The sequence below is a fragment of the Pseudomonas sp. OG7 genome (genome assembly GCF_014192825.1).
Classification (GTDB): Bacteria; Pseudomonadota; Gammaproteobacteria; order Pseudomonadales; family Pseudomonadaceae; genus Aquipseudomonas; species Aquipseudomonas monteilii.
Genome location: NZ_JACHYK010000007.1, coordinates 287903 through 310037, shown reverse-complemented (window position 1 = coordinate 310037; position 22135 = coordinate 287903). Strand labels below are relative to the sequence as shown.

Here is a 22135-nt window from a genome sequence, read left to right as displayed (position 1 = left end):
GGGTTAAGGGTAGCAATGACGATGCTTTTAACCAGAAGTGGCGCGCAAACTTTTCGCGCTCCAAGGAGGATGAGCTGCTACTTCTGGTTCTATAGCCCAACGTGGGCGGTGAGGGGCTGCTCACCCCCCTAAAGCAATGATCGCCAGGATCAACAACGCCCCGACGCCCGCCAGTACCACACCGGTCAATTGGGTGCGGCCACCGGAGTAGCGTGCCAGCAGCCAGCCCGCCAGGTAAAGCATGGCCAGGGCGACAAGGTGCGACACACGGATCGCTGTGGCGGTGGTGTCGATCAGCAGGAACGGGATGACCATCGGGAACGTCGCCAGCACCACCAGCAGGAACGTGGCCATGGCGGCTTTGAAATCATCCAGGCCCAGTCGTGGCGGCATCGGCCGGGCGACATCGCGCAGCATGCGCGCACGCAGCATTTCCAGCCCGTCTTCATCCAGTGCCAGGCTGACGCGTTCGGGCAGCGCATCGCTAATCAATTTGCGCCCTTGGCTGCTTGGCGCAGCCTGCAGGCGGGTCAACAAGGTACGGCTGCGGGTGCGCTCGGTCCAGGTGCATAACAAGTAGATGACCGCATCGGCCAGGCCCCAGGCCAGGTTGCAGCCGAACGCGGCAACCAACATCAGCCGGGCATCTTCGCGCCCTGACGTAGCAACACTCAGCGAGCCAATGAAAGTCATGGCCATCAGCAAGCCGAAGATGACTTCAGTAATGCGGTCGATCGGCTCCAGAACGCCCCATTTACGCGGTTGTTCATCTCGGCCCATCACGCCTCCCCTCCGTCGATAGTCACTATCGAGAATGGCAATTTCTACCAGGCACCGTGGCCGAATAACCTTGCTCCATCGACTCGCCGCCCACGACCCTGGCCCCTGGAGCTACCCCAATGAACACCTTGGCTCGCCTGCTGACCGCCACGTTTGCCGTTTTATCCATCGCTGTCATCAGCGGCTGTGCCAGCCACCCTGAATTGCGCCCGTATACAGCCGAAGAAACTCGCCAACTGCAGTTGGAATCGTTGCAGCGCCGCGGCCTTTCCCTGGACGACTACGAGCAGCAACGGCGGGTGATTCAGCGTGCCGGCAACCTGCCAGTGGTCACCGAAGCCGCCGATGCAGACCGTTCGACCAAAGGCTGAGTAGTGCAGGCTGCGGTTCCCTGCGCCCACACGCGCAGGTATGCTCTACCGCTCAACCGCAAGCCTTCCAGGACGGAGACCATGACCAGGCCCCTTCTGTTGCTGAGCGCTGTACTGCTGTTTAGCCCTGTTCTACTGGCCCAGCAGATCAAACGCGAACTGGGCAGCTTCGACTTCACACTCGGCACCACGCCCTCGCGCACCATGGCCCAAGGCCTTATCTCACCCAGTGCCGTCGGCGCCTTCCATGGTGGGCTGGACTTAAGCCACCCCAATGGCTGGTACCTGGGCCAGTACGCGCCCAGCATGGGCGTTGCCCCCAACTCGACCCTGCGCCTGGACAGCTACCTGGGCTACAAGCACCATTTCGACAGCACCTTGGGCTACGAGATGGGGTTGATCCATTATAGTCAGCCGAATATCGCAGGGCCCGACAGTTATGCCCTGTACGGTGGCATCTCGGTGTTCGGCAGCCGCTTCGGCGGCGCGTTGCGCGATAACCCCGACAACCGCACCGGCACGCTGTTCGCCGATTTTGGCCAATTGCCGCTGTTCGATGTCGACCTGACCGTAAAGCTTGCCCACCACCAACTGGGTACGCCGTTCACCATTGGCGACGGCAGCCAGGTGAATGCCTTTTCCGATTGGTCGCTGGAGCTGTCGCGGCCCTGGCTTGGCATCGACCTGAACCTGGTCTACAGCAACTCCAACCTCAGTGGCGGCGGTTGCGATGCGTATTCGGGCATGAACACCTATTGCGACAGCGTGGTCACGCTCAAGGCACAGCGCAGTTTCTTCTAGCGCTGTGGCGCCAGCGCCAAGGCTATGCCGCCCAGCACCACCACCACGCACGCAATCAGCAAGCGCAGCGTCAACGTCTCACCAATCAGAGCAACACCGCCCAGAGCGGCAATCACGGGCACACCGAGTCGCAAGGTTGCAGCCCAACGTTCGCTGGCGCGTCATTGCAGTGCTGCCACAGCCTCGATTTCCACCAGCATGCCGTCCAGTGCCAGTCGTGGCACCGGGATCAGGGTGCAGGTCGGTTTCATATGCGGCCCCCATGCCCTGTCAGCCTCCGCTACCCATTGGCGCAGGCGCGCTTCGGAATGTTCGACAATCAGCAAGGTCAGCTTGAACACCTGGGCCAGGCCAGCGCCTTTCGATGCCAACGCCAGCTCCAGGTTGGCCAGCGCCTGGCGGGCCTGTTCGGCGAACAGGGGCGACAGCTGGCCATCGCTGCCCTCCCCGCCTTGGCCGGCGATGAACAACAGCCGGCTGTCGGCGCGTACCTCGGCGACGTGGGAATAGGCATTGCCACTGGGATCGTACAGGCCCTCAGGGTTGCTCGACTGGAACACGGCTGGATGGGTCACGACATGCCCTCGCTCGGATGGAAGAGTGGCGGAGTATCGGACCTCAAGTAAACTCTAGGTCAAGCGCAGCGTAGGACGTTTCGCACAGAAGGCGAACTTATGTGAACCACGCGTCTGTTTGCGCGGCGCTCGTCACGCGCTAGATTCCCAGACCCGGCACGGAGGCCTGTATCCAACAAGGAAAAGCGCATGAGTAATTTTGATTTCCAGCTGGCCTATACCATCAAGCCGCACACCGCACGCGATGATGGCGACGCCGCCTTGGCACGCGTACATATAAGGGAAAATCTCGGCCTGGGCACCGTTGAGCACATTGAAACCACCTTGCTGGGAACGGTCGAACTCAAGGGTTCCACCCTCGCAGAGCGCAAGCTCGAGGCTGAGAAACTGATTCACGAATACATTCATAAAGCGCTCAAGCAGCTGCGTGTGCTGTCGACCGTGAAGTTCTACGGCTGCCTGATGGTGAACGGGCTAGGCCCCGCCATACGCTTCGACATCCTGCCCAAGTGAGCCTCGCCGGCATCAGGCGCCCCTGCGCCTGATGCCGGCCACCGTCACTTTTCCTGCAATACCGCCCTGCCCTTCACCACCCGGGGCCCGCGCCATGCCCAGAACAGCAACCCGGGGAATGGCGCGTACACCACGAACACGACCCACAGCATCTTGCGTTCGGCGCGCCGATCACTGCCGATGATGTGCCAGATCGCCCAGACCTCCAGCAGGATGACGAAGGCCGCGACGATGATCCAGATCGTTCCGATTTCCATGAGCGCTCTCCCATTTGGCATGTAATGGGTTGGGTTTCAGCAAGCGCCGAGGGTTCAGATTGTTTTGTCTGGCGCCAGGGCAGCCCATTCAGTGCGGTGCTTTTTCCAGCGCCGACTTCAGCGCCGCCGCATCGGTAAACGCCCGCTGGCCCACCAGCACTCCCTGCTCCAGTTGCAACCACTGTACCAGGCCATCCTGCCCGGAATAGCGGCTGGCCACGCGCCCTTCACGGTCAAGCAGCACGCGGTAGTTGTATGCGCGCATGGCGGGGATGGCGAACAGCTGGCTGATGATCGCCGGCATGCGCTGGATGTCGGCAACGAACACGGCATGACGCGCCTCGAGGTAGCCCTTGGGCTGCTCGGCCAGCGCAGCCTTTACCATCTTTGCGCCGTCCATGTCGCGCGCTACCAGCAGGATCTGCGTGCCAGTATCAAGGCTGTAGGCGTGGTCATACTGGTCAAGCAGCGTGAACGGTGCCAGCTTGTCGCCCGGCTCCAGGGCATTGGCCAGCAACGGTAACAGGCTGCACAACAGGGCAATGGCGTACTTCATCAAGGATGTCCTCGGTAACAGGGGGCGGCATGGCGGCGAAGGGCCAAGCCAGGCAGGTTGCCTGAACACGACCTGAAATACGACACACCCACCCGGGAGATTGTCTTTCCCCCAGCCAGCCGCCACACTCTGCGGGCCAGCCAGGAAGCGGAGACCAGAGTGCCCACGCCACGACAGTTCAGCAAGAAGACCGGTACCAGCAACATGCTGCGGCTGAAATCCACCAGCGCCAATGCCCAGGCCCCGTACAGGGTCGACTTCGTCCTGCTTGAACATTTCTCGATGGCCAGCTTTACCGTTGCCATGGATGTGCTGGTCACCGCCAACCTGCTGCGCGCGGACAGTTTCCGGTTCACCCCGCTGTCGATGGATGGCGACCGGGTGCTCAGCGACCTGGGACTGGAGCTGGTGGCCACCGAGCTGTCCGCCGAGGCGCTGAAGGAGCTGGACTTGCTGGTGATCTGCGGCGGCCTGCGCACGCCCCTGAAGTACCCGGAACTCGACCGCCTGCTGGACGACTGCGCGGCCCACGGCATGGCCCTGGGTGGCCTGTGGAACGGCGCCTGGTTCCTTGGCCGCGCCGGGGTGCTGGACGACTACGGTTGCAGCATCCACCCCGAACAGCGCGCCAGCCTGTCCGAACGCAGCCCGCAAACGCGCATCACCCCGGCCAGTTTTACCCTCGACCGAGACCGCCTCAGCGCCGCCAGCCCCAATGGCGCCATGGAGCTGATGCTGGGCCTGGTGCGCCGGCTGTATGGAGATGGCCTGGCCGAAGGCGTGGAGGAAATCCTGTCATTCTCCGGAGCGCGTTACCGTCAGGTTGGGCCGGGGGCGAAGAAGTCCATGAGCCTGCACCTGCGCACCATCGTCGAACTGATGGAAAACAACCTGGAGGAAACCCTCAGCCTCGACCAGCTGGCCGCCTACAGCGGGCGCTCGCGACGGCAGATCGACCGGCTGTTCCAGGCCCAGCTGGGCACATCACCGCGGCGTTACTACATGGAGCTGCGCATCACCAAAAGCCGCCGCCTGCTGCAGTACTCCGACCTGTCGGTGATGGAAGTGGCAGTGGCCTGCGGGTTTGTTTCGGTGTCGCATTTCAGCAAGTGCTATGCAGCCTACTTCGGCTACCCACCTTCGCGGGAACAGCGGCTGGGCGAGTGAGCGCCGTTCAGGCGCGTATGTAACGCAGCACGGCGTCACAGATCATGGCTTTGTGGCGCAGCTTGATCTCGTCATCTAACAGGTCGATCTGGAAGATCTCGCCAAAGGTGTGGCGGTTCGACACCCGGTAGAAGCAGAACGAGCTCATCAGCATGTGCAGGTCGATCACTTCGATGCCGCCACGGAAAACCCCTTCCTGCACACCACGGCGCAGGGTGTTGCCCAACGCTTCGAGCACCAGGCTGCTCATTTCACGAATGGCCGGCGACTGCTTGACGTACTCGCCATAGTGGATGTTTTCAGTGCAGATGATGCGCACGAAATCGACGTTGCGATCGTGGTGATCGAAGGTGAACTCCACCAGACGACGAATCGCCTGCTCAGCCGGCAGCGACTCCAGGTCCAGGCTTTGCTCGGTCTTGCGGATGTCGCCATACAGCTTGATCAGGCACTCGCAGTACAACTGCTCCTTGCTGCCAAAGTAGTAGTAGATCATGCGCTTGGAGGTGGCAGTGCGTTCGGCGATGGCGTCGACGCGGGCGCCGGCCAGCCCTTGCTGGACGAACTCGTTGATGGCCGCCTGGAGGATATCCTCGCGCGTTTTCTCGGGGTTGTTCTTGCGCGTTCTGCGCCCCCCTTCGGTTTCAGGCTGGCCGAGGCCAACTACGGAATCACTCATACCCACTCACAGGCTATTTATTGGAATGAGGGGATTATCCGTGAGCGCGGCCATGCAGGGAAGCGCGCTGTTGGTCGGGTAGCCATAAAGCCTCACGGGTGGCTGGCCGTGAAGTCATTCACGGCAAGCCGCTGGCATCACTCGCGCTGGGCAGTATCGCGCTCCAGCGGCGGGGTCAGGTGCAGCACGCGATTGCGCCCGCCTTCGGCCAGCAAGTAACCGCCTTTGCCATCCGCCACGATCGACTGTGGCGCCTTGAGGAAGGTCAGCACGGTGTGCTGAACGCCATCGGCGTCAACACGCAGTAGCCGGGCACGGTGGGTGTTGTCTTCGCTGATCCACAGGCCGCGCTGGTCACAGTACAGGAACGTCGGGTTGCGCAGGCCTTCGACCACCACCGGGTCGCTGCCATCGTCGGACAAGGCGCGGACCTTGCCATTGGCCTTTTCGGTGTACAGCAAACGGCCTGCGCAGCGGGTGAGCCCTTCGGTTTCGATCAGGCCGGAACGCAGCACATCGAGCTGGCGGCTGTTCCAGTCGTAACGCATCAAGCGACCATTGCCTTTGCGGTCTTCGATGGCATACAGGTGGTCGCCGTCATTCCACAAGCCTTGCACGCTGTCGCCGTCGAAAAGGGGGGTCACCTGGCCATCGCGGGCCAGGCTGACAGGTGCCCGGCCGCCCTCCTGACTGAACACCCACCCCCCGTGAGCCGCCACCATGCCGTCGGGCTTGGACAGGTTGTCGACCACCACGACGCGGTCGCCGGTCGCGGTGATCTTGAGGATGCTGCCACGGCCATCATCCAGCTCGCGGCTGACCAGCAGGCTGCCATCGGCTTGCGGCAGCAGCGAGGCGGCTTTGGTCACATCGCGGTGCAGTACCTCGACATCCCAGCCTGAGGCTGCCTGAACCGGGTAAAAGCTCTGCCAGGCGAAAAAGCCCAAGGTGGCGCTAATCAGGCCGGTGGTGGCAGTCAGGGCGATGCGGGTGCTGCGCTTGCGCAGGATGTGCGGCATGTAGGGGCTCCTCGGGATTGCCGCGATGCTAACAAGCGAATGTGAAAAAAATGTCGAAGGTTGCAGAGCATTACAAAGAAACAAAAGGATATAAAAATAACTAAACATTCTAACAAACAGGAATATAAAAATTGAAAGCCAAACGCCACCTCCTTAGGCTGGGCACATCGTTTCCCACTCGGTTTCAAGGAGCAAACCCATGCCAACCCGTGCTTTCTCTCCCCTGCGCCGGCTGCTGATCGGCGGCCTGCTGGCCAGTGTCGCCAGCGCCCTGCTGCCTTGGTCCGAAGCTCTGGCCGACGATGCCAAGACCCTGCGCATCGGCTACCAGAAGTTCAACAGCATCAACATCCTCAAAGGCAGCGGCGCCCTGGAAAAAGCGCTGGCACCCCAAGGTGTAACCGTAAGCTGGCACGAATTTGCCGCCGGCCCGCAGTTGCTCGAAGCGTTGAGCACGGGCGCCATCGACCTGGGTCATGCCGCCGATGCACCGTCCGTGTTCGCCCAGGCCGCCGGTAAACCGGTGGTGTACCTGGCCGCCGAACAACCCTACCCGCGCGGCATCGGCCTGGTAGTGCGCGAGCAGGACCACCTGGCCAGCGTGCAAGACCTGAAAGGCAAGCGCGTGGCCACCGGCCGCGGCTGGAACGCCCAGTACCTGCTGGCCGTAGCGCTGGAGCAAGCTGGCCTTACCTACAAGGACATCACCCCCGCCTACGTCAACAACGCCGCCGACGCCGTGGCTGCCCTGCAGTCCGGCAGTGTCCAGGCCGTCACCCTGTGGGACCCGTTCCTCGCCGCAGCAGAAAGCCAGCCTGGCCTGAAGAACCTGCGTGACGGCAGCGGCCTGTCCAACAACCGGACGTTCTACCTGTCCACCGCCAGCTATGCCGATCAGCACCGTGCACTGCTGAAAACCTTCTTCAGCGAACTGCGCAAGGTCAGCCAGTGGGCCAACGCCAAGCCTGCCGAGGTTGCCGCGCTACTGGCGCCGCAACTGGGCATCAGCGCCAACGTGCTGGAAGTGGCCAGCGAACGGCGTAACTACAATGCCGTGGCCATCACCCCGCAGATCATTGCCGAACAACAGAAACTGGCCGATACCTTCCAGGGCCTGGGCCTGATTCCACGCAAGCTGCAGGTGGCCGACGCGGTCTACCCGGCTTCCGTGTTGCCTTGAGCGGAGCGCAGCCACCATGCCCCGCCCGATCCGCTTCAACGCCTTCAGCATGAACGCCGCCAGCCACCAGTCCCCCGGCCTGTGGCGTCACCCGCGCAACACCAGCGTGGCATTCAACCGCCTGAGCTACTGGACCGACCTGGCTCGCCTGCTCGAGCGCGGCCTGTTCGACGCCGTGTTCATCGCCGATGTCCTGGGCATCTACGATGTCTACCAAGGCGGGCCCGACGCCGCCTTGCGCGGCGGTGTGCAGGTGCCGGTCAACGACCCACTGCTGCTGGTACCGGCCATGGCCGGGGTCACCGAGCACCTCGGTTTCGGCGTTACCTTTTCGCTGACCTACGAACACCCCTACCCCTTCGCCCGGCGCATGTCCACGCTCGACCACCTGAGCAATGGCCGGGTTGGCTGGAACATCGTCACCGGCTACCTCGACAGCGCCGCACGCAACCTCGGCCTGGCGCGCCAGCTGGGCCACGACCAGCGCTACGACCTTGCCGAAGAGTACCTGCAGGTGCTGTACAAACTATGGGAAAAAAGCTGGGACGACGACGCCGTGCTGCTGGAACGTGACAGTGGGCGCTATATCGAACCTTCGCGGGTGCACCCTATCAACCATGTGGGCGAGCACTTCCAGGTGCCCGGCATGCACCTGTGCCAGCCCTCGCCCCAACGCACGCCGGTGCTGTTCCAGGCCGGCGCTTCGGCACGTGGCCAGCAGTTCGCCGCGCAGCATGCCGAATGCGTGTTCATCAGCGGCCCGACGCCCACGGTATTGCGCCGCTACGCCGACGGCATCCGCCAGGCCAGCGAGGCCGCCGGGCGGGGGCGTGATGAGGTGCTGATCTACGCCCAGGCGCTGTTGATCGTCGCCCCCACCCGGGAAGAAGCCGAGGCCCGCTTCGCCGAATACCGTCGCTACGTCGACCTGGACGCTGCCCTGGCACTGCTGTCGGGCTGGACCGGCATCGACTTTGCCGGCCTCGACCCCGACGCGCCGATCGAGTATGTCGAAAACGATGCCGGTCGCGCCGCCCTGGCCGCGTTCACCGCCGCCGACCCCAAGCGCCGCTGGACCGTGCGCGAGGCCGCCGAATTCGTTGGCCTGGGTGGTCGCGGGCCGGTGCTGGTCGGCTCAGCCAGCGAGGTCGCCGACCAGTTGGAAAACTGGCTGGACCAGACCGGCATCGACGGCTTCAACCTGACCTATGCCGTGCAACCGGACGACCTTACCCATGTCGTCGATTTGCTGGTGCCAGAACTGCAACGCCGTGGCCGCTACCCTTCGCGCTACACCGAGGGCACCCTGCGCCACAAGCTGTTCGGCCAAGGCGACCAGTTGCCGGCACAGCACATTGGGCGTCAGGTTGACATTCAGCGATCAAATACCGGGTATTCCAACATTTAATTTGTGGATGCCACGCGCTCGACCCTATTCTGTCGCCACATCCCCTGCGCCGCACCGGCCGGTGCGGTTCACGGCATGGGGAGAGAACAACAAGTCGAGACCGTCCATGTCGAACCATTCGTACTTCGCCCCCCACGGTGGGCACCCGGCTCAAACCGAGCTGCTGACTGACCGTGCCATGTTCACCGAAGCCTATGCCGTTATCCCTAAAGGCGTGATGCGTGACATCGTCACCAGCCACCTGCCGTTCTGGGACAAGATGCGCATGTGGGTCATTGCCCGCCCACTGACCGGTTTTGCCGAGACCTTCTCCCAGTACATCGTCGAAGTGGCCCCGGAAGGCGGCAGCGAGCGCCCAGAGCTGGACCCGAACGCCGAAGCCGTGGTGTTTATCGTCGAAGGCGAGCTGGACATCACCGTCGAAGGCAAGCATCACACCTTGGTACCGGGCGGCTACGCCTTCCTGGCCCCGGGCGCCGAGTGGAGCCTGCGCAACAACAGCAAGTCCAACGTCACCTTCCACTGGCTGCGCAAGCACTACCAGAAGGTTGAAGGCCTGGACGTACCTGAGTCGTTCGTTACCCACCGCGACAACGCCACCGTCATCGAAATGCCGGGCACCGAAGGCCGCTGGGTCACCACCCGCTTCGTCGACATGGCCGACATGCGCCACGACATGCACGTGAACATCGTCACCTTCCAGCCGGGCGGCGTCATCCCGTTCGCGGAAACCCACGTGATGGAACACGGCCTGTACGTGCTGGAAGGCAAGGCAGTGTACCGCCTGAACCAGGACTGGGTCGAAGTGGAAGCCGGCGACTTCATGTGGCTGCGCGCCTTCTGCCCGCAAGCCTGCTACGCCGGCGGCCCAGGCAAGTTCAGCTACCTGCTGTACAAGGACGTGAACCGTCATGTGCATTTGACGCTGAACCCTAAGCGCTAAGCTCAGGCTGATGCTCTAAGCCCGCCAATCTGGCGGGCTTTCTGTTTGCCGCGCATACTGAAACACCCATCCCCCGCACGGTACCGGCCATGCCCCGCTGCCTGCTGCTTACCCTCCTGTTGCTCTGCACCCCTGCCCTGGCCGCCGATGCCTGGACCCTCGCCTACGACCGCGAGGGCATCCGCGTGTACCTCAGTGGCGTGCCCGACTCGCCCTACCAGCAGTTTCGTGGTGTGAGCACCATGAAAGCCAGCGTGCGCACGCTCACCGACCTGCAGGAGAACCTGCGGGTGGCCTGCAAGTGGCTATATGCCTGTGACCAGATGCGCCTGCTGGATGTGGACGGTGCCAATACCTGGGTGTACCTGACCACCAACCTGCCCTGGCCGACCATGCCACGGGACATTGTGTTGAAGGTGAGCAGCGAACGCCTGGATGACGGTACGCTGTTGCGGCACCTGAGCGCTGAGCCCGACAGGATTCCCAAGGTTGACGGGTTGATCCGTGTGCAGCGCCTGAGTGGTGAGTGGCGAATGAAACCGTTGGGTGATCGGTTGACCGAAGTGACGTACCAGTTGCAAGCCGACCCGGCCGGAGATGTGCCGGGCTGGCTTGCCAATCGGTTCGTGGTGGATGCGCCGTTGGTGACGTTGCGTACGTTGCGGGCTGTTGCCGAGCGCCAGCCCTGAGATGTCACCTAGCCTGAGCGAGCCCTTGTAGGAGCGCGTTAACGCTTGAGCACTCGGCCCTCTTCCGGCGCAGTGCTTTACGCGTTGCACGTTTGATGCATCGTCAACCTCTTATTCTTTTTTTCTGTAAAACTTCCACGCCCCACAGCGCACCAACAAGTGGGTGCCAAGGTGCAGGTTTCATGTCATTTAAATGATGAGAGCGCAGGCAGTAACAAAAAATCAAACTAACGCCCGATGCAACTTCGCAGCGGACTTTCTTAGTGTTTGAACGCACCTTCAGAACGTGCGCCTGAAACCGTCCCGCGAAAGCCGTTTCATTCTGCCATCGGCCCAGGTCAAGCGGAACGCTACAGAATGCACACCGGCAAAGGGATTTTTTGCAGAGTGAAAAGCTTGGGTGACAGTTTGCGCAATGCGCCTGTCAAAAGGCCTGACCCAGCGGTCACATCTTGTAGGTCGAGAGCAGGATGCTGGTCTCGGTATTCTCGATGTGCGGGATTGACCGAATGGTGTTGAGCGCCCGGTCGAAGGCTTCGAGGGTGTCGGCGCGCAGCTCTGCCATCAGGTCCCAGCGGCCATTGGTGGTATGGATGGCCACCACGTTGGGATGCCCGCGCAGCGCGTGCTTGACCTCTGCAGCGTGGTGGCCACTGATGCCGATGCTGGTGATTGCCCGCACGCCCTGCTCCAGCGCGTCGGAGCGCAGGCGTACTGTGTAGCCAATGATCACGCCCTGCTCTTCGAGCCGGGTAATGCGGTTTTGCACGGTTGCCCTGGCCACCTTGAGCTTCTTCGCCAGGGTCAACACAGGGGTACGTGAATTGTCCCGCAACAGCGCAATCAGTTCCCGATCGATCGTATCCATAACGCCTGCCAATAATCAGATTGCTACTTGGGGGTGGCAGATTGTCTAGAAAGCTGATGAAACTGGCAACCTGCATTCTTCCGATTGACGCAACCTTTCATCAAAATGTTCATGCCACTCCAACAATCTTAAGCGTGCCGCCTGCCGTGATCAGGGCGACCGCGCAATAACAAGGTGCAAGAGCATGACGTATTTCATTGATGTTCCAACCATGTCGGACTTGGTACATGACATTGGCGTAGCGCCGTTCATAGGCGAACTGGCTGAGGCCATCCGCGAAGACTTCAAACGCTGGCAGGAGTTTGACAAGTCTGCGCGTGTTGCCAGCCATTCGGAAGTGGGTGTTATCGAATTGATGCCAGTTGCCGACAACAGCCGCTATGCCTTCAAATACGTTAACGGCCACCCGGCCAATACTGCCCGTGACCTGCATACGGTAATGGCCTTTGGCGTGCTGGCCGATGTCGACACCGGCTACCCGGTGTTGCTGTCCGAACTGACCATCGCCACCGCCTTGCGCACCGCCGCCACCTCGTTGATGGCCGCGCAGGCCCTGGCTCGGCCGAACGCGCGCAAGATGGCGCTGATCGGCAACGGCGCACAAAGCGAATTCCAGGCGCTGGCCTTCCATAAGCACCTGGGCATCGAAGAAATCGTTGCGTACGACACCGACCCGCTGGCCACCGCCAAGCTGATTGCCAACCTCAAGGAATACAGCGGCCTCACGATCCGCCGGGCCGGCTCGGTAGCCGAAGCCGTGAAAGGCGCGGATATCATCACCACTGTTACCGCCGACAAGGCCTACGCGACCATTATCACCCCCGACATGCTCGAACCCGGCATGCACCTGAATGCCGTGGGTGGCGACTGCCCGGGCAAGACCGAGCTGCACGCTGATGTACTGCGCAAGGCCCGCGTGTTCGTCGAGTACGAACCACAAACCCGTGTTGAAGGCGACATCCAGCAACTGCCGGCGGACTTCCCTGTCGTCGACCTGTGGCGTGTCCTGCGCGGCGAAACCGAGGGGCGCCAGAGTGACAGCCAGGTCACCGTATTCGATTCGGTGGGCTTCGCCCTGGAGGATTACACCGTACTACGGTACGTACTACAGCAAGCTGAAAAACGCGGCATGGGCTCGAAGATCGACCTGGTGCCGTGGGTGGAAGACGACCCGAAAGACCTGTTCAGCCACACCCGTGGCCGCGCCGGCAAAAACCGCATCCGACGCGTTGCCTAACCCAGACTCGGTATTCCCCAACAACGGGTTCTCCACCCACCCCGGAGGGCACATCGTGATTTACTCAGCAGATCTGTCAGTTTGCCGGTAACGCCATCGAGCTGGCCGGGCGTGACGGGCGTATTGTGGCGCTATCACGCAAGGCCGTCGACAGGATGATCGCGGGCATTCACCTGTCGCCGAGAATGGCTGCGGCCTGACCACTGACGCGGTCGGTGTAGGAGCGCCATGTCGTCAGACACGCTATATCCCACCGCCCGCCAGCAGTTGCGTCATCACCTCGGCCAACGCCTTGACCATCACATCCGCCGTCGGCCGATGCACGATGACGATTTCATAACTGTCGACCTCCGGCAGCCCCTGCCCCAACCCCAGCACCCGATGCTCGCCAGTGGCCGCCCTTGGCGGTAGCAGGCTGACGCCCATGCCATCGGCCACTGCCGCCTGGATACCACTGAGACTGGAACTGGTGAAACTGATGCGCCAGCGCCGCCCCATGCCTTCGATGGCGTTGATCATGTCCTCGCGGTACAGCCCACGCGGCGGGAAGGTCACCAAAGGGATCGGGTCCAGCTCGAAGGCGGGGGTGCGCGCACTGTCGATCCATTGCAGGCGCTCGGGCCAGCAGGCCACGCCCTCGCGGGTGTTGCGCCGCTGCTTGAGCAACACCAAGTCGAGCTCACCGTTGTCGTAGGCCTGGCTGAGGTCGCGGCACAGACCACTGGTCACTTCCAGCTTCACCTGCGGGTGCAGGCGGCTGAAGGCCGACAGCGCATTGGTGGTGCGCCCGCCAACGAAGTCCTCGGGCACACCAAGGCGCACGGTGGTGCCCACCATCGCCCCGGCCAGGGCTTCGAGCATCTGGTCGTTCAAGGCCAGCATGTGCCGGGCGTAGCCGAGCAAGGTTTGCCCGGCATCGGTGGGCAGCACATCGCGGTTGCCCCGCACCAGCAAACGGTGGCCGACCATGTCTTCCAGGCGGCGTACCTTCTGGCTGATGGTCGACTGTGTCGAGTGCAGGCGAGCGGCAGCGGTGGTGAAGCTGCCGCAATCGGCCACCACCACAATGGCGCGTAGCAGGTCGAGGTCGAACAGCGCCCTATTCGATTTCACGCTAATGGACATCTGGGTATTCAACTACTGAATGGCAAGACTGCGTTCTATCACGGCTAGTCGCCAAGGGCCACACCTTCACGCCGCGGGTCAGCCCCGCCCGACCAACCCTCGCCACTGCGCTGGATGATCTGCATACCGCTGGTCATGGTCATGGGCGTTACCTCGTGCCCCCAGGCTGCCAACTGCCGGATCAGCGCCGGGCTGCTCAGCCCCGCTTCCACCTCGGTGCCAGCATTGCGGCTGCCAAAGTTGGGCAAGCCTGCGGCCTGTTGCGGATCGAGCTGCCAATCCAGCAAGCCAACCAACGCCTTGTTCACATAGCCGATGATCTGCGAGCCGCCCGGTGACCCCAGGCTGGCCACCAGATCGCCCGATGCTCGCGAGAACACCAGCGTTGGTGCCATGGCCGACAGCGGCCGCTTGCCCGGCTGTACCCGGTTGGCCACGGGTTTGCCGTGCTCCTGCGCAATGAACGAGAAGTCAGTGAGGTGGTTGTTGAGCAGGAAGCCCTTGACCATCAGGTGCGAGCCGAACGCCGCCTCCACCGAGGTGGTCATGGCCAGGGCCTGGCCGCTGTCATCCACCGCGCTGAGGTGCGAGGTGGAAATGCGCAATGGCGAGCGATCCGGGGCCAGGGCCAAGTCGGCGCCCTGGGGTTGGCCCGGGCGAGCCCGCTTCATGCTGTGTTCGCCAATCTGCGCTGCACGGCTGGCCAGGTAGTTGGCGTCGGTAAGCGCCTTGACCGGGACCGGCACGTAATCGCTGTCGGCCAGGTACTGTGCGCGGTCGGCATAGGCCAAACGCTCAGCCTCGGCGATCAGGTGCACGGCCAGCGGTGATGCCTCCAGGCCAGCCGGGGATGCATTCGCAAGCGGGCGCAACACTGCCAGATCGCGCTGCGGCGTGGCGCGTTGTACGGCTTCGAGAATGCCCAGGGTCTGCAACACCGTCACCCCGCCCGAGGACGGCGGCGGCATGCCGCAGATGCGCCAGACCTTATAGGGGCCGCACACGGGCTCGCGCTCTTTGGCCTGGTACTGCTGCAAGTCCTGCAACGAGAGGTAACCGGCATTGGCATGGCTGCGCACCGTGGCCACGATGGCTTCGGCAATCTCGCCGGTATAGAACGCGTCAGGGCCTTGCGCGGCAATCTGATCGAAGGCCTGCGCAAGCTCGGGGTTGCGCAGGATCGCTCCCACCGCCAGCGGCCTGCCCTGCTCATCCAGGAAGTAGCGGGCCATGGACGGTGACCGGGCAATGAACGGGTCAGCGGACAACAAGGTGTGAAGGCGCTCGGACACCGGGAAACCGTTGCGTGCCAGCGCGATGGCCGGCGCGAACAGATCGCGCCAGGGCAGCTTGCCGTGCTGATCGTGTGCCAGTTTCAAAGCACGCAGAACACCCGGCACGCCCACCGAGCGCCCGCCAATCTGCGCCGCCCTGAATGGCATCGGTGTGCCGTCGGCTTGCAGGAACAACGTTTGCGTCACAGCCGCCGGTGCGGCCTCGCGGCCATCGAACGCCTGCACGCGCTTCCCGTCCCAATAGAGGATGAATGCCCCGCCGCCAATACCGCTGGATTGCGGCTCGACCAAGGTCAGCACCATCTGCATCGCAATGGCCGCATCGATGGCGCTGCCACCGGCACGCAACATTGCCCGCCCCGCTTCGCTGGCCAACGGGTTGGCTGCAGCAACCATATGGCGGCTGGCCTGCACGGGCTGCAAGCCTGTGCGGTAGCCAGAGGCCAGCTCGGGAGGTGCGGGCAGCACCTGGTCGGCACAGGCCAGGCCACTGGCGGCTACCAGGCAAAGGGCGCTGATCAGGGGTGGAAAGAAGTACATCGGCATGCTTCCTGCGAACTTCAAAAGCCCCGAAGATACCCTGTCGTACCCCTGAAAAAAACTAAGCCACTTCCTCGAACGGCAAGCCCACGTAGTTCTCGGCAATGTTCACCAGCCCGGCTGGCGACGTCAGGAAGTACTCGCGGTCGGCCTCTTGCATCTTCTGGTCCCAGGCGTCTTTGTGGCTGCCGAAGTCGTGCAACAACTGGGTCATGAACCAGCTGAAGCGCTCGCCTTTCCACACCCGGCGCAGGGCCAGCGGGGAGTATTGCTGCAGCAGGTCGGTGCGCCCTTCGCGGTAAACCTTGACCAGAATGCGATACAGGTAATTCACGTCCGACGCTGCCAGGTTCAAGCCCTTGGCACCGGTAGGCGGGACGATGTGCGCCGCGTCACCCACCAGGAACAGGTGACCATACTGCATCGGTTCTACCACCAGGCTGCGCAGCGGGGCGATGCTTTTTTCCAAAGCCGGGCCTGTGACCAGGTCAGCCGCTACGTCGGCGGGCAAACGGGCTTTCAGCTCGTTCCAGAAACGCTCGTCCGACCACGCTTCGACCCGGTCCTGCAAAGGTACCTGCAGGTAGTAGCGGCTGCGTGTTTGCGAGCGCTGGCTACACAACGCGAAACCACGCTCGTGGTGGGCATAGATCAACTCGTGATTGACCGGCGGCGTGTCCGAAAGCAGGCCCAGCCAGCCAAACGGATAGACCCGCTCGTACTGCTTCAACACACCTTCGGGAATGCTCTGGCGCGATACACCGTGGAAGCCGTCACACCCGGCGATGTAGTCGCAATCCACCCGGTGCAACTGGCCGTCCTTCTCAAACGTGAGGTAGGGCTTTTCGCCCTTCAGCTCATGTGGCTGGACATTGCTGGCGGAATAGATGATCGGCGCGCCACTGGCTTCACGGGCCTGCATCAAGTCACGGGTGACTTCGGTCTGGCCGTATACCATGACGGTCTTGCCGCCGGTCAGGGCTTTCAGGTCCAGGCGTTGGCGGCGCCCGCCGACCAGCAACTCGACCCCTTCGTGCACCAGGCCCTCACGGTCCATGCGCTCGGCCACACCGGCTTCGCGCAGCAGGTCGACAGTGCCTTGCTCCAACACCCCGGCACGGATGCGGCCAAGTACGTATTCAGGCGTCTGGCGCTCGACGATGACGTTATCGATGCCGGCCTTGTGCAGCAGTTGGCCCAGCAGCAGGCCAGACGGACCTGCACCAATAATTGCAACCTGAGTTTTCATTGTTGTTGTCTCTGTTCGGACGATGCCGGCCCTGGACTGGCAGTGGGGCGGCATCTGCTGTTAGGGTTTGCCCTTGCATTTTTACTGGCAAAAAATGCTACCGAAGTGTGCTATTCCATCTAAAACCTGCACTTTTATAAAAAACGTTCGATTAACGGACAGGCTACCCCTGATGAAATCCACCCTCCCCGGCGTTCCGTTGTTCAAGCTGTATGGCGAAAACCAGGCCTGGCCCGGCACCGACCTGCTGCACTGCGAATCGATCCCTGCGCGCAGCCGCCTGCACCACTGGGAGATCAAGCCACACCAGCATGCCGAGCTGTTCCAGTTGCTGTATGTACAGCGCGGCCAGGCCCAGGTGGAGATCGAAGGGTTGCGCAGCGCCATCGGCGAAGCGGCGATCCAGGTGGTGCCGCCGATGACCGTGCATGGCTTTCGCTTCAGCGCCGATATCCAGGGCTATGTGCTCACCTTCGGCACCGCGCTGGTGGCGAACCTGGAACAGCGCCTGGGCATGCCGCTGGCGGTGCTGGCGCAACCTGCGTGCTACCCGCTTGGGCATGACCGTGTGCACCTGCGCAGCCTGATCGACACCTTGCAGCAGGAGTACCAGGGCAATGCCCCGGCGCGTGCGGCCATGCTTGAAGCGCTGGTGACCGCGCTGATGGTGTGGATCAACCGCCGCCAGCAACTGGGGCAGGCACCGCGTAACCGCGACGAACGCGACCGGCAGTTACTGGGGCAGTACCTGCGGCTGGTCGAGGCGCATTACCGCGAGCATCTGTCAGTAGAGGCCTTTGCCGCACGGTTGAACGTTCCAAGCCTGCAACTGAACCAGCTGTGCAGGGCTTTGAGCGGGCAGACTGCGTTGCAGGTGGTGCACCAACGGTTGCTGCTGGAGGCGCGGCGTAACCTGATTTATACGCGGATGAGTATCGGGCAGTTGTCGGATAGCCTCGGATTCACCGACCCGACGTACTTTGCCCGGTGGTTCAAGCGGTTGACCGGGGAGACCCCTAACGGGTACCGACGCGCGGCGCAGCCGGACTGATTGCGGCAGGCTGCTTGACGTATACGTCAACCTGCCCTCAGGATACCCGCATACCCCACGCCGAGCCCCAGCATGAGCACCCAGACCTACAGCATCTCCGACCTGTCCCGCGAGCTGGACATCACCACCCGGGCCATCCGCTTCTATGAAGAGCAGGGCCTGTTGAGCCCCGAACGCCGTGGCCTGGAGAGAATCTATTCGGCCCGCGACAAGGTCAGCCTCAAGCTCATCCTGCGCGGCAAGCGCATCGGCTTTTCACTGGCCGAGTGCCGCGAGCTGATCGAGCTGTACGACCCCACCAGCGGCAACCTCAAGCAGCTCAACAGCATGCTGGCAAAAATCGCCGAGCGCCGCGCCCAGCTGGAGCAGCAGATGCTCGATATCCACCAGATGCAACTGGAACTGGACACCGCCCAGGAGCGTTGCGAACAAGCCCTGGCCGCCACCCTGAACAACAAAGACAACCGTTGAACCCCACAGGAAACCCGCCATGTCCTTGCCCCAACACGTCCGCCTGGTCGAAGTCGGCCCCCGCGACGGCCTGCAGAACGAAGCCCAGCCCATCAGCGTTGCCGACAAGGTGCGCCTGGTCAACGACCTTACCGAAGCGGGCCTTGCCTATATAGAAGTGGGCAGCTTCGTCTCGCCCAAGTGGGTGCCGCAAATGGCCGGCTCTGCCGAGGTGTTCGCCGGTATCGACCAGCGCCCCGGTGTTACTTATGCAGCGCTGGCACCCAACCTGCGCGGTTTCGAGGACGCGCTGGCTGCCGGGGTGAAGGAAGTGGCAGTGTTCGCGGCCGCCTCCGAAGCGTTTTCGCAGCGCAACATCAACTGCTCTATCAGCGACAGCCTCAAGCGCTTCGAGCCGATCATGGAAGCTGCGCGCAACCACGGTGTACGCGTGCGTGGCTATGTGTCATGCGTACTCGGCTGCCCTTATGAAGGCAAGGTCAGCGCTGAACAGGTGGCCCCGGTGGCCCACGCACTGCACGACATGGGCTGCTACGAAGTATCGCTGGGTGACACCATCGGCACCGGCACTGCCGGCGATACCCGGCGCCTGTTCGAGGTGGTCTCTGCCCAGGTGCCGCGCGAGCAACTGGCCGGGCACTTCCACGACACCTATGGCCAGGCCCTGGCCAACGTCTATGCCAGCCTGCTCGAAGGCATCAGCGTATTCGACAGCTCGGTGGCCGGGCTGGGCGGCTGCCCTTACGCCAAAGGGGCTACCGGCAACATCGCCAGCGAAGATGTGGTGTACCTGCTGCAAGGGCTGGGCATTGAAACCGGCATCGACCTCGACCGGCTGATCGCCGCCGGCCAACGCATCAGTAGCGTGCTGGGCCGCGGCAATGGGTCGCGGGTAGCGCGGGCGCGCAGCGCGCAGTAAGTCATACGGGTGTCACACAGGTGTGGGTGAAGTGTTACCGACCCCACATTTCACAGCAAAAAATCGGGTAACAGGGAAACAAATCGGCAGAATCTCAGGCCAAGCACTTTTGACGAAAACCGCTAAGCCACTGATTTTAAAAGACTTTCAAAAGTTGGCACGCACCCTGCTATATCTTTGGTACAAGAACAAAAAAAATGTGACACCCAATAAAAACAACAGGTAACGGCTCTGACATAACAAGAACAACACGGCAGAGGCGTAGCAAGCAGATTTTTTTGGAGTAGACACGCTTTTCAGGGGTACGCCCCGCGGTCTGGCACAGAACAATAAAACTACCTCAAGGTAGCGGCAGCCAGGTTCGGATCAGCCATGATGAAAGCAGGTCAGCGCTCAAAAAAATACGTTTGCTCTTGACCCCGCATGGGGGTCGCCCGCAACACCAGGACAGGCTGACAAAAACAACAAAAGGCCGGTCCCAATAATAAAAAAAGAGCAAGCAACAACGCTTTGAGGGGAGCTTCGGCTCCCCTCAGTGCTTCCCGCCCTCCTCCTTTCTTCTCCTTTCAGCCCCCTGATGCAGCAACCCGCCTTGCATTGTGGTCCACCCTGTAACCCTACAAGGAGGACAACGCCATGCCCGTTGAAATCGACGAAAACACCCGCCGCTGCACCCTGATCGGCGAGAACCTGCGCATCGAAGGCGATGGCCCTGCTATCGAAATCGTCACCGACGAACACCTGCGCATGTCAGTGGCACTGCTGGCAGGCCAGCGCGTCCCCATTACCGAAGCCGAGGCCGATGCGTTGACCGTAGCGGGTGCGGTGGATAGCCGCAGGCATCTGAAGGCCAGCGTGCCAGGCTCGGTAATTTAAGGCCTGGCGGTCGAAGCCGGGTAATCTGATATGGTTTTTATCGCAAAATCTGAGCCTGTGCTGATAACAGCCTCAGGGCCATAGTGCTCATGCCTGATCGAGGCCTGATGAGCACCGAGCCATGAACAATAGAATCCCTTTCACAGAGATCGCCCCCACCCCAGCCAGCCCCCGACCGCGACACACCGACAGCGGCATTCACACCCGCAGCTTCAGCGGGCTGTACCGCAACCTGCGCATCGGCTTTGCCGGTGCCCTGTTCGTGCTGTTCTTCGGCACCGCCTGGCTGAACTGGAACGGACGCCAGGCCGTGTTGTGGGACCTGGCCAACAGCAAATTCCACATCTTTGGCGCGACCTTCTGGCCACAGGACTTCATCCTGTTGTCAGCGCTGCTGATCATTTGCGCCTTCGGCCTGTTCGCCATCACCGTGTACGCCGGCCGCGTGTGGTGTGGCTACAGCTGCCCGCAGAGCACCTGGACGTGGCTGTTCATGTGGTGCGAAAAGGTCACCGAAGGTGACCGCAACCAGCGCATCAAACTGGCCGCCGCGCCCTGGAGCCTGAACAAACTGGGGCGCCGCACCCTGAAACACAGCCTGTGGCTGGTCATCGGTCTCCTCACTGGGCTGACCTTCGTCGGCTATTTCACACCGATTCGCCCTCTGGCCGCAGAACTGTTCACCTTGCAACTGGGCGGCGTGGCGCTGTTCTGGGTGCTGTTCTTCACCGCCGCCACTTACATCAATGCCGGCCTGCTGCGTGAAGCGGTGTGCCTGCACATTTGCCCGTATGCGCGCTTCCAGAGTGTGATGTTCGACAAGGACACCCTGGCCGTCGCCTATGACCCACGGCGCGGTGAGGCCCGTGGCCCGCGCAAGAAGGGCAGCGACGTCCAGGCCCAAGGCCTGGGCGACTGCATCGACTGCACGCTGTGTGTGCAGGTGTGCCCCACCGGCATTGATATCCGCGATGGCTTGCAAATGGCCTGCATCGGTTGCGCAGCGTGCATCGACGCCTGCGACGGGGTGATGGACAAGATGGGTTACGCTCGCGGGCTGATTGGCTACAAGTCCGAACACAGCCTGCAGGGCGGAACTACTCACTGGCTGCGCCCACGCCTGCTCGGCTATGCCGCTGCGCTGGTGGTGATGATCGCGGCGCTGGTGGTGGCCTTGCAACTGCGCCCGATGGTGTCGCTGGATGTGATCAAGGACCGTGGCCTGTTCCGTGAAAATGCCTTGGGCCAGATCGAGAACATCTACCTGCTCAAGGTCATCAACAAGACCGAGCGCACCCAGCACTATGCGTTGCGCCTGCTGGACGCCGACGGCTTCACCTTGCAGGGCAACACCGCGTTGGTCATCCCGGCGGGCGAAATGAGTGAACTGCCGGTGTCGGTGGCGATGCTCGCCGAGCGCCCGACCAGCAGCTCGCAAACACTCAGCTTCGAAATCAGCGAGCGTGACGACCCCGCCATCCGCAGCGTGGCCCACAGCCGCTTCGTCGCCCCCATGAACCGTTGATCCCTTACACTGACGCCACCTTGCCTGCCAGGCTTCGACAG

General features: G+C 62.3%; 24 protein-coding genes and 1 pseudogene. 14 read left to right on the top strand and 11 right to left on the bottom strand.

What is annotated here, in order from left to right; translation table 11 throughout:
- Positions 1-120 precede the first annotated feature (120 nt).
- Positions 121-780 carry a VIT1/CCC1 transporter family protein gene (locus tag FHW75_RS18950; RefSeq protein ID WP_183674244.1) on the bottom strand — a complete coding sequence of 220 codons (660 nt, stop codon included), beginning with the start codon at positions 778-780 and terminating at the stop codon, positions 121-123.
- A 119-nt stretch (positions 781-899) separates the two neighbouring features.
- Between FHW75_RS18950 and FHW75_RS18945 the strand changes: the two genes are divergently transcribed.
- Positions 900-1151 carry a hypothetical protein gene (locus FHW75_RS18945; RefSeq protein ID WP_025752536.1) on the top strand — a complete coding sequence of 84 codons (252 nt, stop codon included), beginning with the start codon at positions 900-902 and terminating at the stop codon, positions 1149-1151.
- Between the two features lie 81 nt (positions 1152-1232).
- Complete coding sequence (locus FHW75_RS18940) at positions 1233-1952, top strand: TorF family putative porin (protein ID WP_019096300.1); 720 nt, start codon at positions 1233-1235, stop codon at positions 1950-1952.
- On the opposite strand, the pseudogene FHW75_RS18935 reads toward FHW75_RS18940, so the two are convergent.
- Both FHW75_RS18935 and FHW75_RS18930 read right to left on the bottom strand, forming a co-directional pair.
- Positions 1949-2107: pseudogene (locus FHW75_RS18935) on the bottom strand (EamA family transporter); the annotation flags it as partial. The gene FHW75_RS18940 and the pseudogene FHW75_RS18935 overlap by 4 nt on opposite strands.
- A gap of 6 nt (positions 2108-2113) precedes the next feature.
- Entirely contained in the window at positions 2114-2527 is a 414-nt protein-coding gene (locus FHW75_RS18930) for a RidA family protein (RefSeq protein ID WP_025752538.1), read from the bottom strand.
- Between the two features lie 189 nt (positions 2528-2716).
- On the opposite strand from FHW75_RS18930, the gene FHW75_RS18925 reads away from it, so the two are divergent.
- The gene (locus tag FHW75_RS18925; protein ID WP_019096303.1) at positions 2717-3040 is read left to right on the top strand and encodes a hypothetical protein; all 324 of its coding nucleotides are present in this window, start codon (positions 2717-2719) and stop codon (positions 3038-3040) included.
- 44 nt (positions 3041-3084) lie between these two features.
- Here FHW75_RS18925 and FHW75_RS18920 read toward each other — a convergent pair whose 3' ends face one another.
- Positions 3085-3297: a PLDc N-terminal domain-containing protein gene (locus tag FHW75_RS18920; RefSeq protein WP_019096304.1), complete on the bottom strand. Its 213-nt coding sequence runs from the start codon at positions 3295-3297 to the stop codon at positions 3085-3087.
- An 88-nt stretch (positions 3298-3385) separates the two neighbouring features.
- Positions 3386-3853 carry a hypothetical protein gene (locus FHW75_RS18915; RefSeq protein ID WP_019096305.1) on the bottom strand — a complete coding sequence of 156 codons (468 nt, stop codon included), beginning with the start codon at positions 3851-3853 and terminating at the stop codon, positions 3386-3388.
- A 159-nt stretch (positions 3854-4012) separates the two neighbouring features.
- On the opposite strand from FHW75_RS18915, the gene FHW75_RS18910 reads away from it, so the two are divergent.
- Positions 4013-5020, top strand: coding sequence for a GlxA family transcriptional regulator (locus FHW75_RS18910; protein WP_183674241.1), 1008 nt, complete (start codon positions 4013-4015; stop codon positions 5018-5020).
- A gap of 7 nt (positions 5021-5027) precedes the next feature.
- Here FHW75_RS18910 and FHW75_RS18905 read toward each other — a convergent pair whose 3' ends face one another.
- Both FHW75_RS18905 and FHW75_RS18900 read right to left on the bottom strand, forming a co-directional pair.
- A complete protein-coding gene (locus FHW75_RS18905) occupies positions 5028-5699 on the bottom strand; it encodes a TetR/AcrR family transcriptional regulator (protein WP_019096306.1) in 672 nt (223 codons plus the stop codon).
- A gap of 137 nt (positions 5700-5836) precedes the next feature.
- Entirely contained in the window at positions 5837-6718 is an 882-nt protein-coding gene (locus tag FHW75_RS18900; RefSeq protein ID WP_183674238.1) for a hypothetical protein, read from the bottom strand.
- A 199-nt stretch (positions 6719-6917) separates the two neighbouring features.
- On the opposite strand from FHW75_RS18900, the gene FHW75_RS18895 reads away from it, so the two are divergent.
- The 4 genes from FHW75_RS18895 (at position 6918) to FHW75_RS18880 (ending at position 10938) form a co-directional block, all read left to right on the top strand.
- Positions 6918-7898, top strand: coding sequence for an aliphatic sulfonate ABC transporter substrate-binding protein (locus FHW75_RS18895; protein ID WP_019096308.1), 981 nt, complete (start codon positions 6918-6920; stop codon positions 7896-7898).
- A gap of 16 nt (positions 7899-7914) precedes the next feature.
- The gene (locus tag FHW75_RS18890; protein ID WP_025752544.1) at positions 7915-9306 is read left to right on the top strand and encodes an LLM class flavin-dependent oxidoreductase; all 1392 of its coding nucleotides are present in this window, start codon (positions 7915-7917) and stop codon (positions 9304-9306) included.
- A gap of 106 nt (positions 9307-9412) precedes the next feature.
- Positions 9413-10249, top strand: coding sequence for a bifunctional allantoicase/(S)-ureidoglycine aminohydrolase (locus FHW75_RS18885; RefSeq protein WP_013972924.1), 837 nt, complete (start codon positions 9413-9415; stop codon positions 10247-10249).
- A gap of 89 nt (positions 10250-10338) precedes the next feature.
- A complete protein-coding gene (locus FHW75_RS18880; protein ID WP_019096309.1) occupies positions 10339-10938 on the top strand; it encodes an START domain-containing protein in 600 nt (199 codons plus the stop codon).
- Between the two features lie 445 nt (positions 10939-11383).
- Here FHW75_RS18880 and FHW75_RS18875 read toward each other — a convergent pair whose 3' ends face one another.
- Positions 11384-11806: an Lrp/AsnC family transcriptional regulator gene (locus FHW75_RS18875; protein WP_025752550.1), complete on the bottom strand. Its 423-nt coding sequence runs from the start codon at positions 11804-11806 to the stop codon at positions 11384-11386.
- A 184-nt stretch (positions 11807-11990) separates the two neighbouring features.
- On the opposite strand from FHW75_RS18875, the gene FHW75_RS18870 reads away from it, so the two are divergent.
- On the top strand, positions 11991-13043 hold the full coding sequence (locus FHW75_RS18870; protein ID WP_019096311.1) for an ornithine cyclodeaminase: 1053 nt from the start codon (positions 11991-11993) through the stop codon (positions 13041-13043).
- A 243-nt stretch (positions 13044-13286) separates the two neighbouring features.
- Here the strand turns inward: FHW75_RS18870 and FHW75_RS18865 are convergent, their stop codons facing one another.
- The 3 genes from FHW75_RS18865 to pobA form a co-directional block, all read right to left on the bottom strand.
- Positions 13287-14168, bottom strand: coding sequence for a LysR substrate-binding domain-containing protein (locus FHW75_RS18865; RefSeq protein WP_025752552.1), 882 nt, complete (start codon positions 14166-14168; stop codon positions 13287-13289).
- A 44-nt stretch (positions 14169-14212) separates the two neighbouring features.
- Positions 14213-16003, bottom strand: a complete 1791-nt coding sequence (ggt, locus tag FHW75_RS18860; RefSeq protein ID WP_089229976.1) for a gamma-glutamyltransferase — start codon at positions 16001-16003, stop codon at positions 14213-14215.
- 61 nt (positions 16004-16064) lie between these two features.
- Positions 16065-17252: a 4-hydroxybenzoate 3-monooxygenase gene (gene pobA, locus FHW75_RS18855; protein ID WP_027614940.1), complete on the bottom strand. Its 1188-nt coding sequence runs from the start codon at positions 17250-17252 to the stop codon at positions 16065-16067.
- 172 nt (positions 17253-17424) lie between these two features.
- Between pobA and FHW75_RS18850 the strand changes: the two genes are divergently transcribed.
- The 5 genes from FHW75_RS18850 to ccoG all read left to right on the top strand — a co-directional run bounded on the left by FHW75_RS18850 (position 17425) and on the right by ccoG (position 22094).
- Entirely contained in the window at positions 17425-18303 is an 879-nt protein-coding gene (locus FHW75_RS18850; protein WP_016713902.1) for a helix-turn-helix domain-containing protein, read from the top strand.
- A 72-nt stretch (positions 18304-18375) separates the two neighbouring features.
- Positions 18376-18774, top strand: coding sequence for a MerR family DNA-binding transcriptional regulator (locus FHW75_RS18845; RefSeq protein WP_019099730.1), 399 nt, complete (start codon positions 18376-18378; stop codon positions 18772-18774).
- Between the two features lie 19 nt (positions 18775-18793).
- A complete protein-coding gene (locus tag FHW75_RS18840) occupies positions 18794-19693 on the top strand; it encodes a hydroxymethylglutaryl-CoA lyase (protein WP_183674235.1) in 900 nt (299 codons plus the stop codon).
- Between the two features lie 636 nt (positions 19694-20329).
- Complete coding sequence (locus tag FHW75_RS18835; protein ID WP_183674232.1) at positions 20330-20569, top strand: DUF3203 family protein; 240 nt, start codon at positions 20330-20332, stop codon at positions 20567-20569.
- A 121-nt stretch (positions 20570-20690) separates the two neighbouring features.
- Positions 20691-22094, top strand: a complete 1404-nt coding sequence (gene ccoG / locus FHW75_RS18830; protein WP_183674229.1) for a cytochrome c oxidase accessory protein CcoG — start codon at positions 20691-20693, stop codon at positions 22092-22094.
- Positions 22095-22135: the final 41 nt, after the last annotated feature.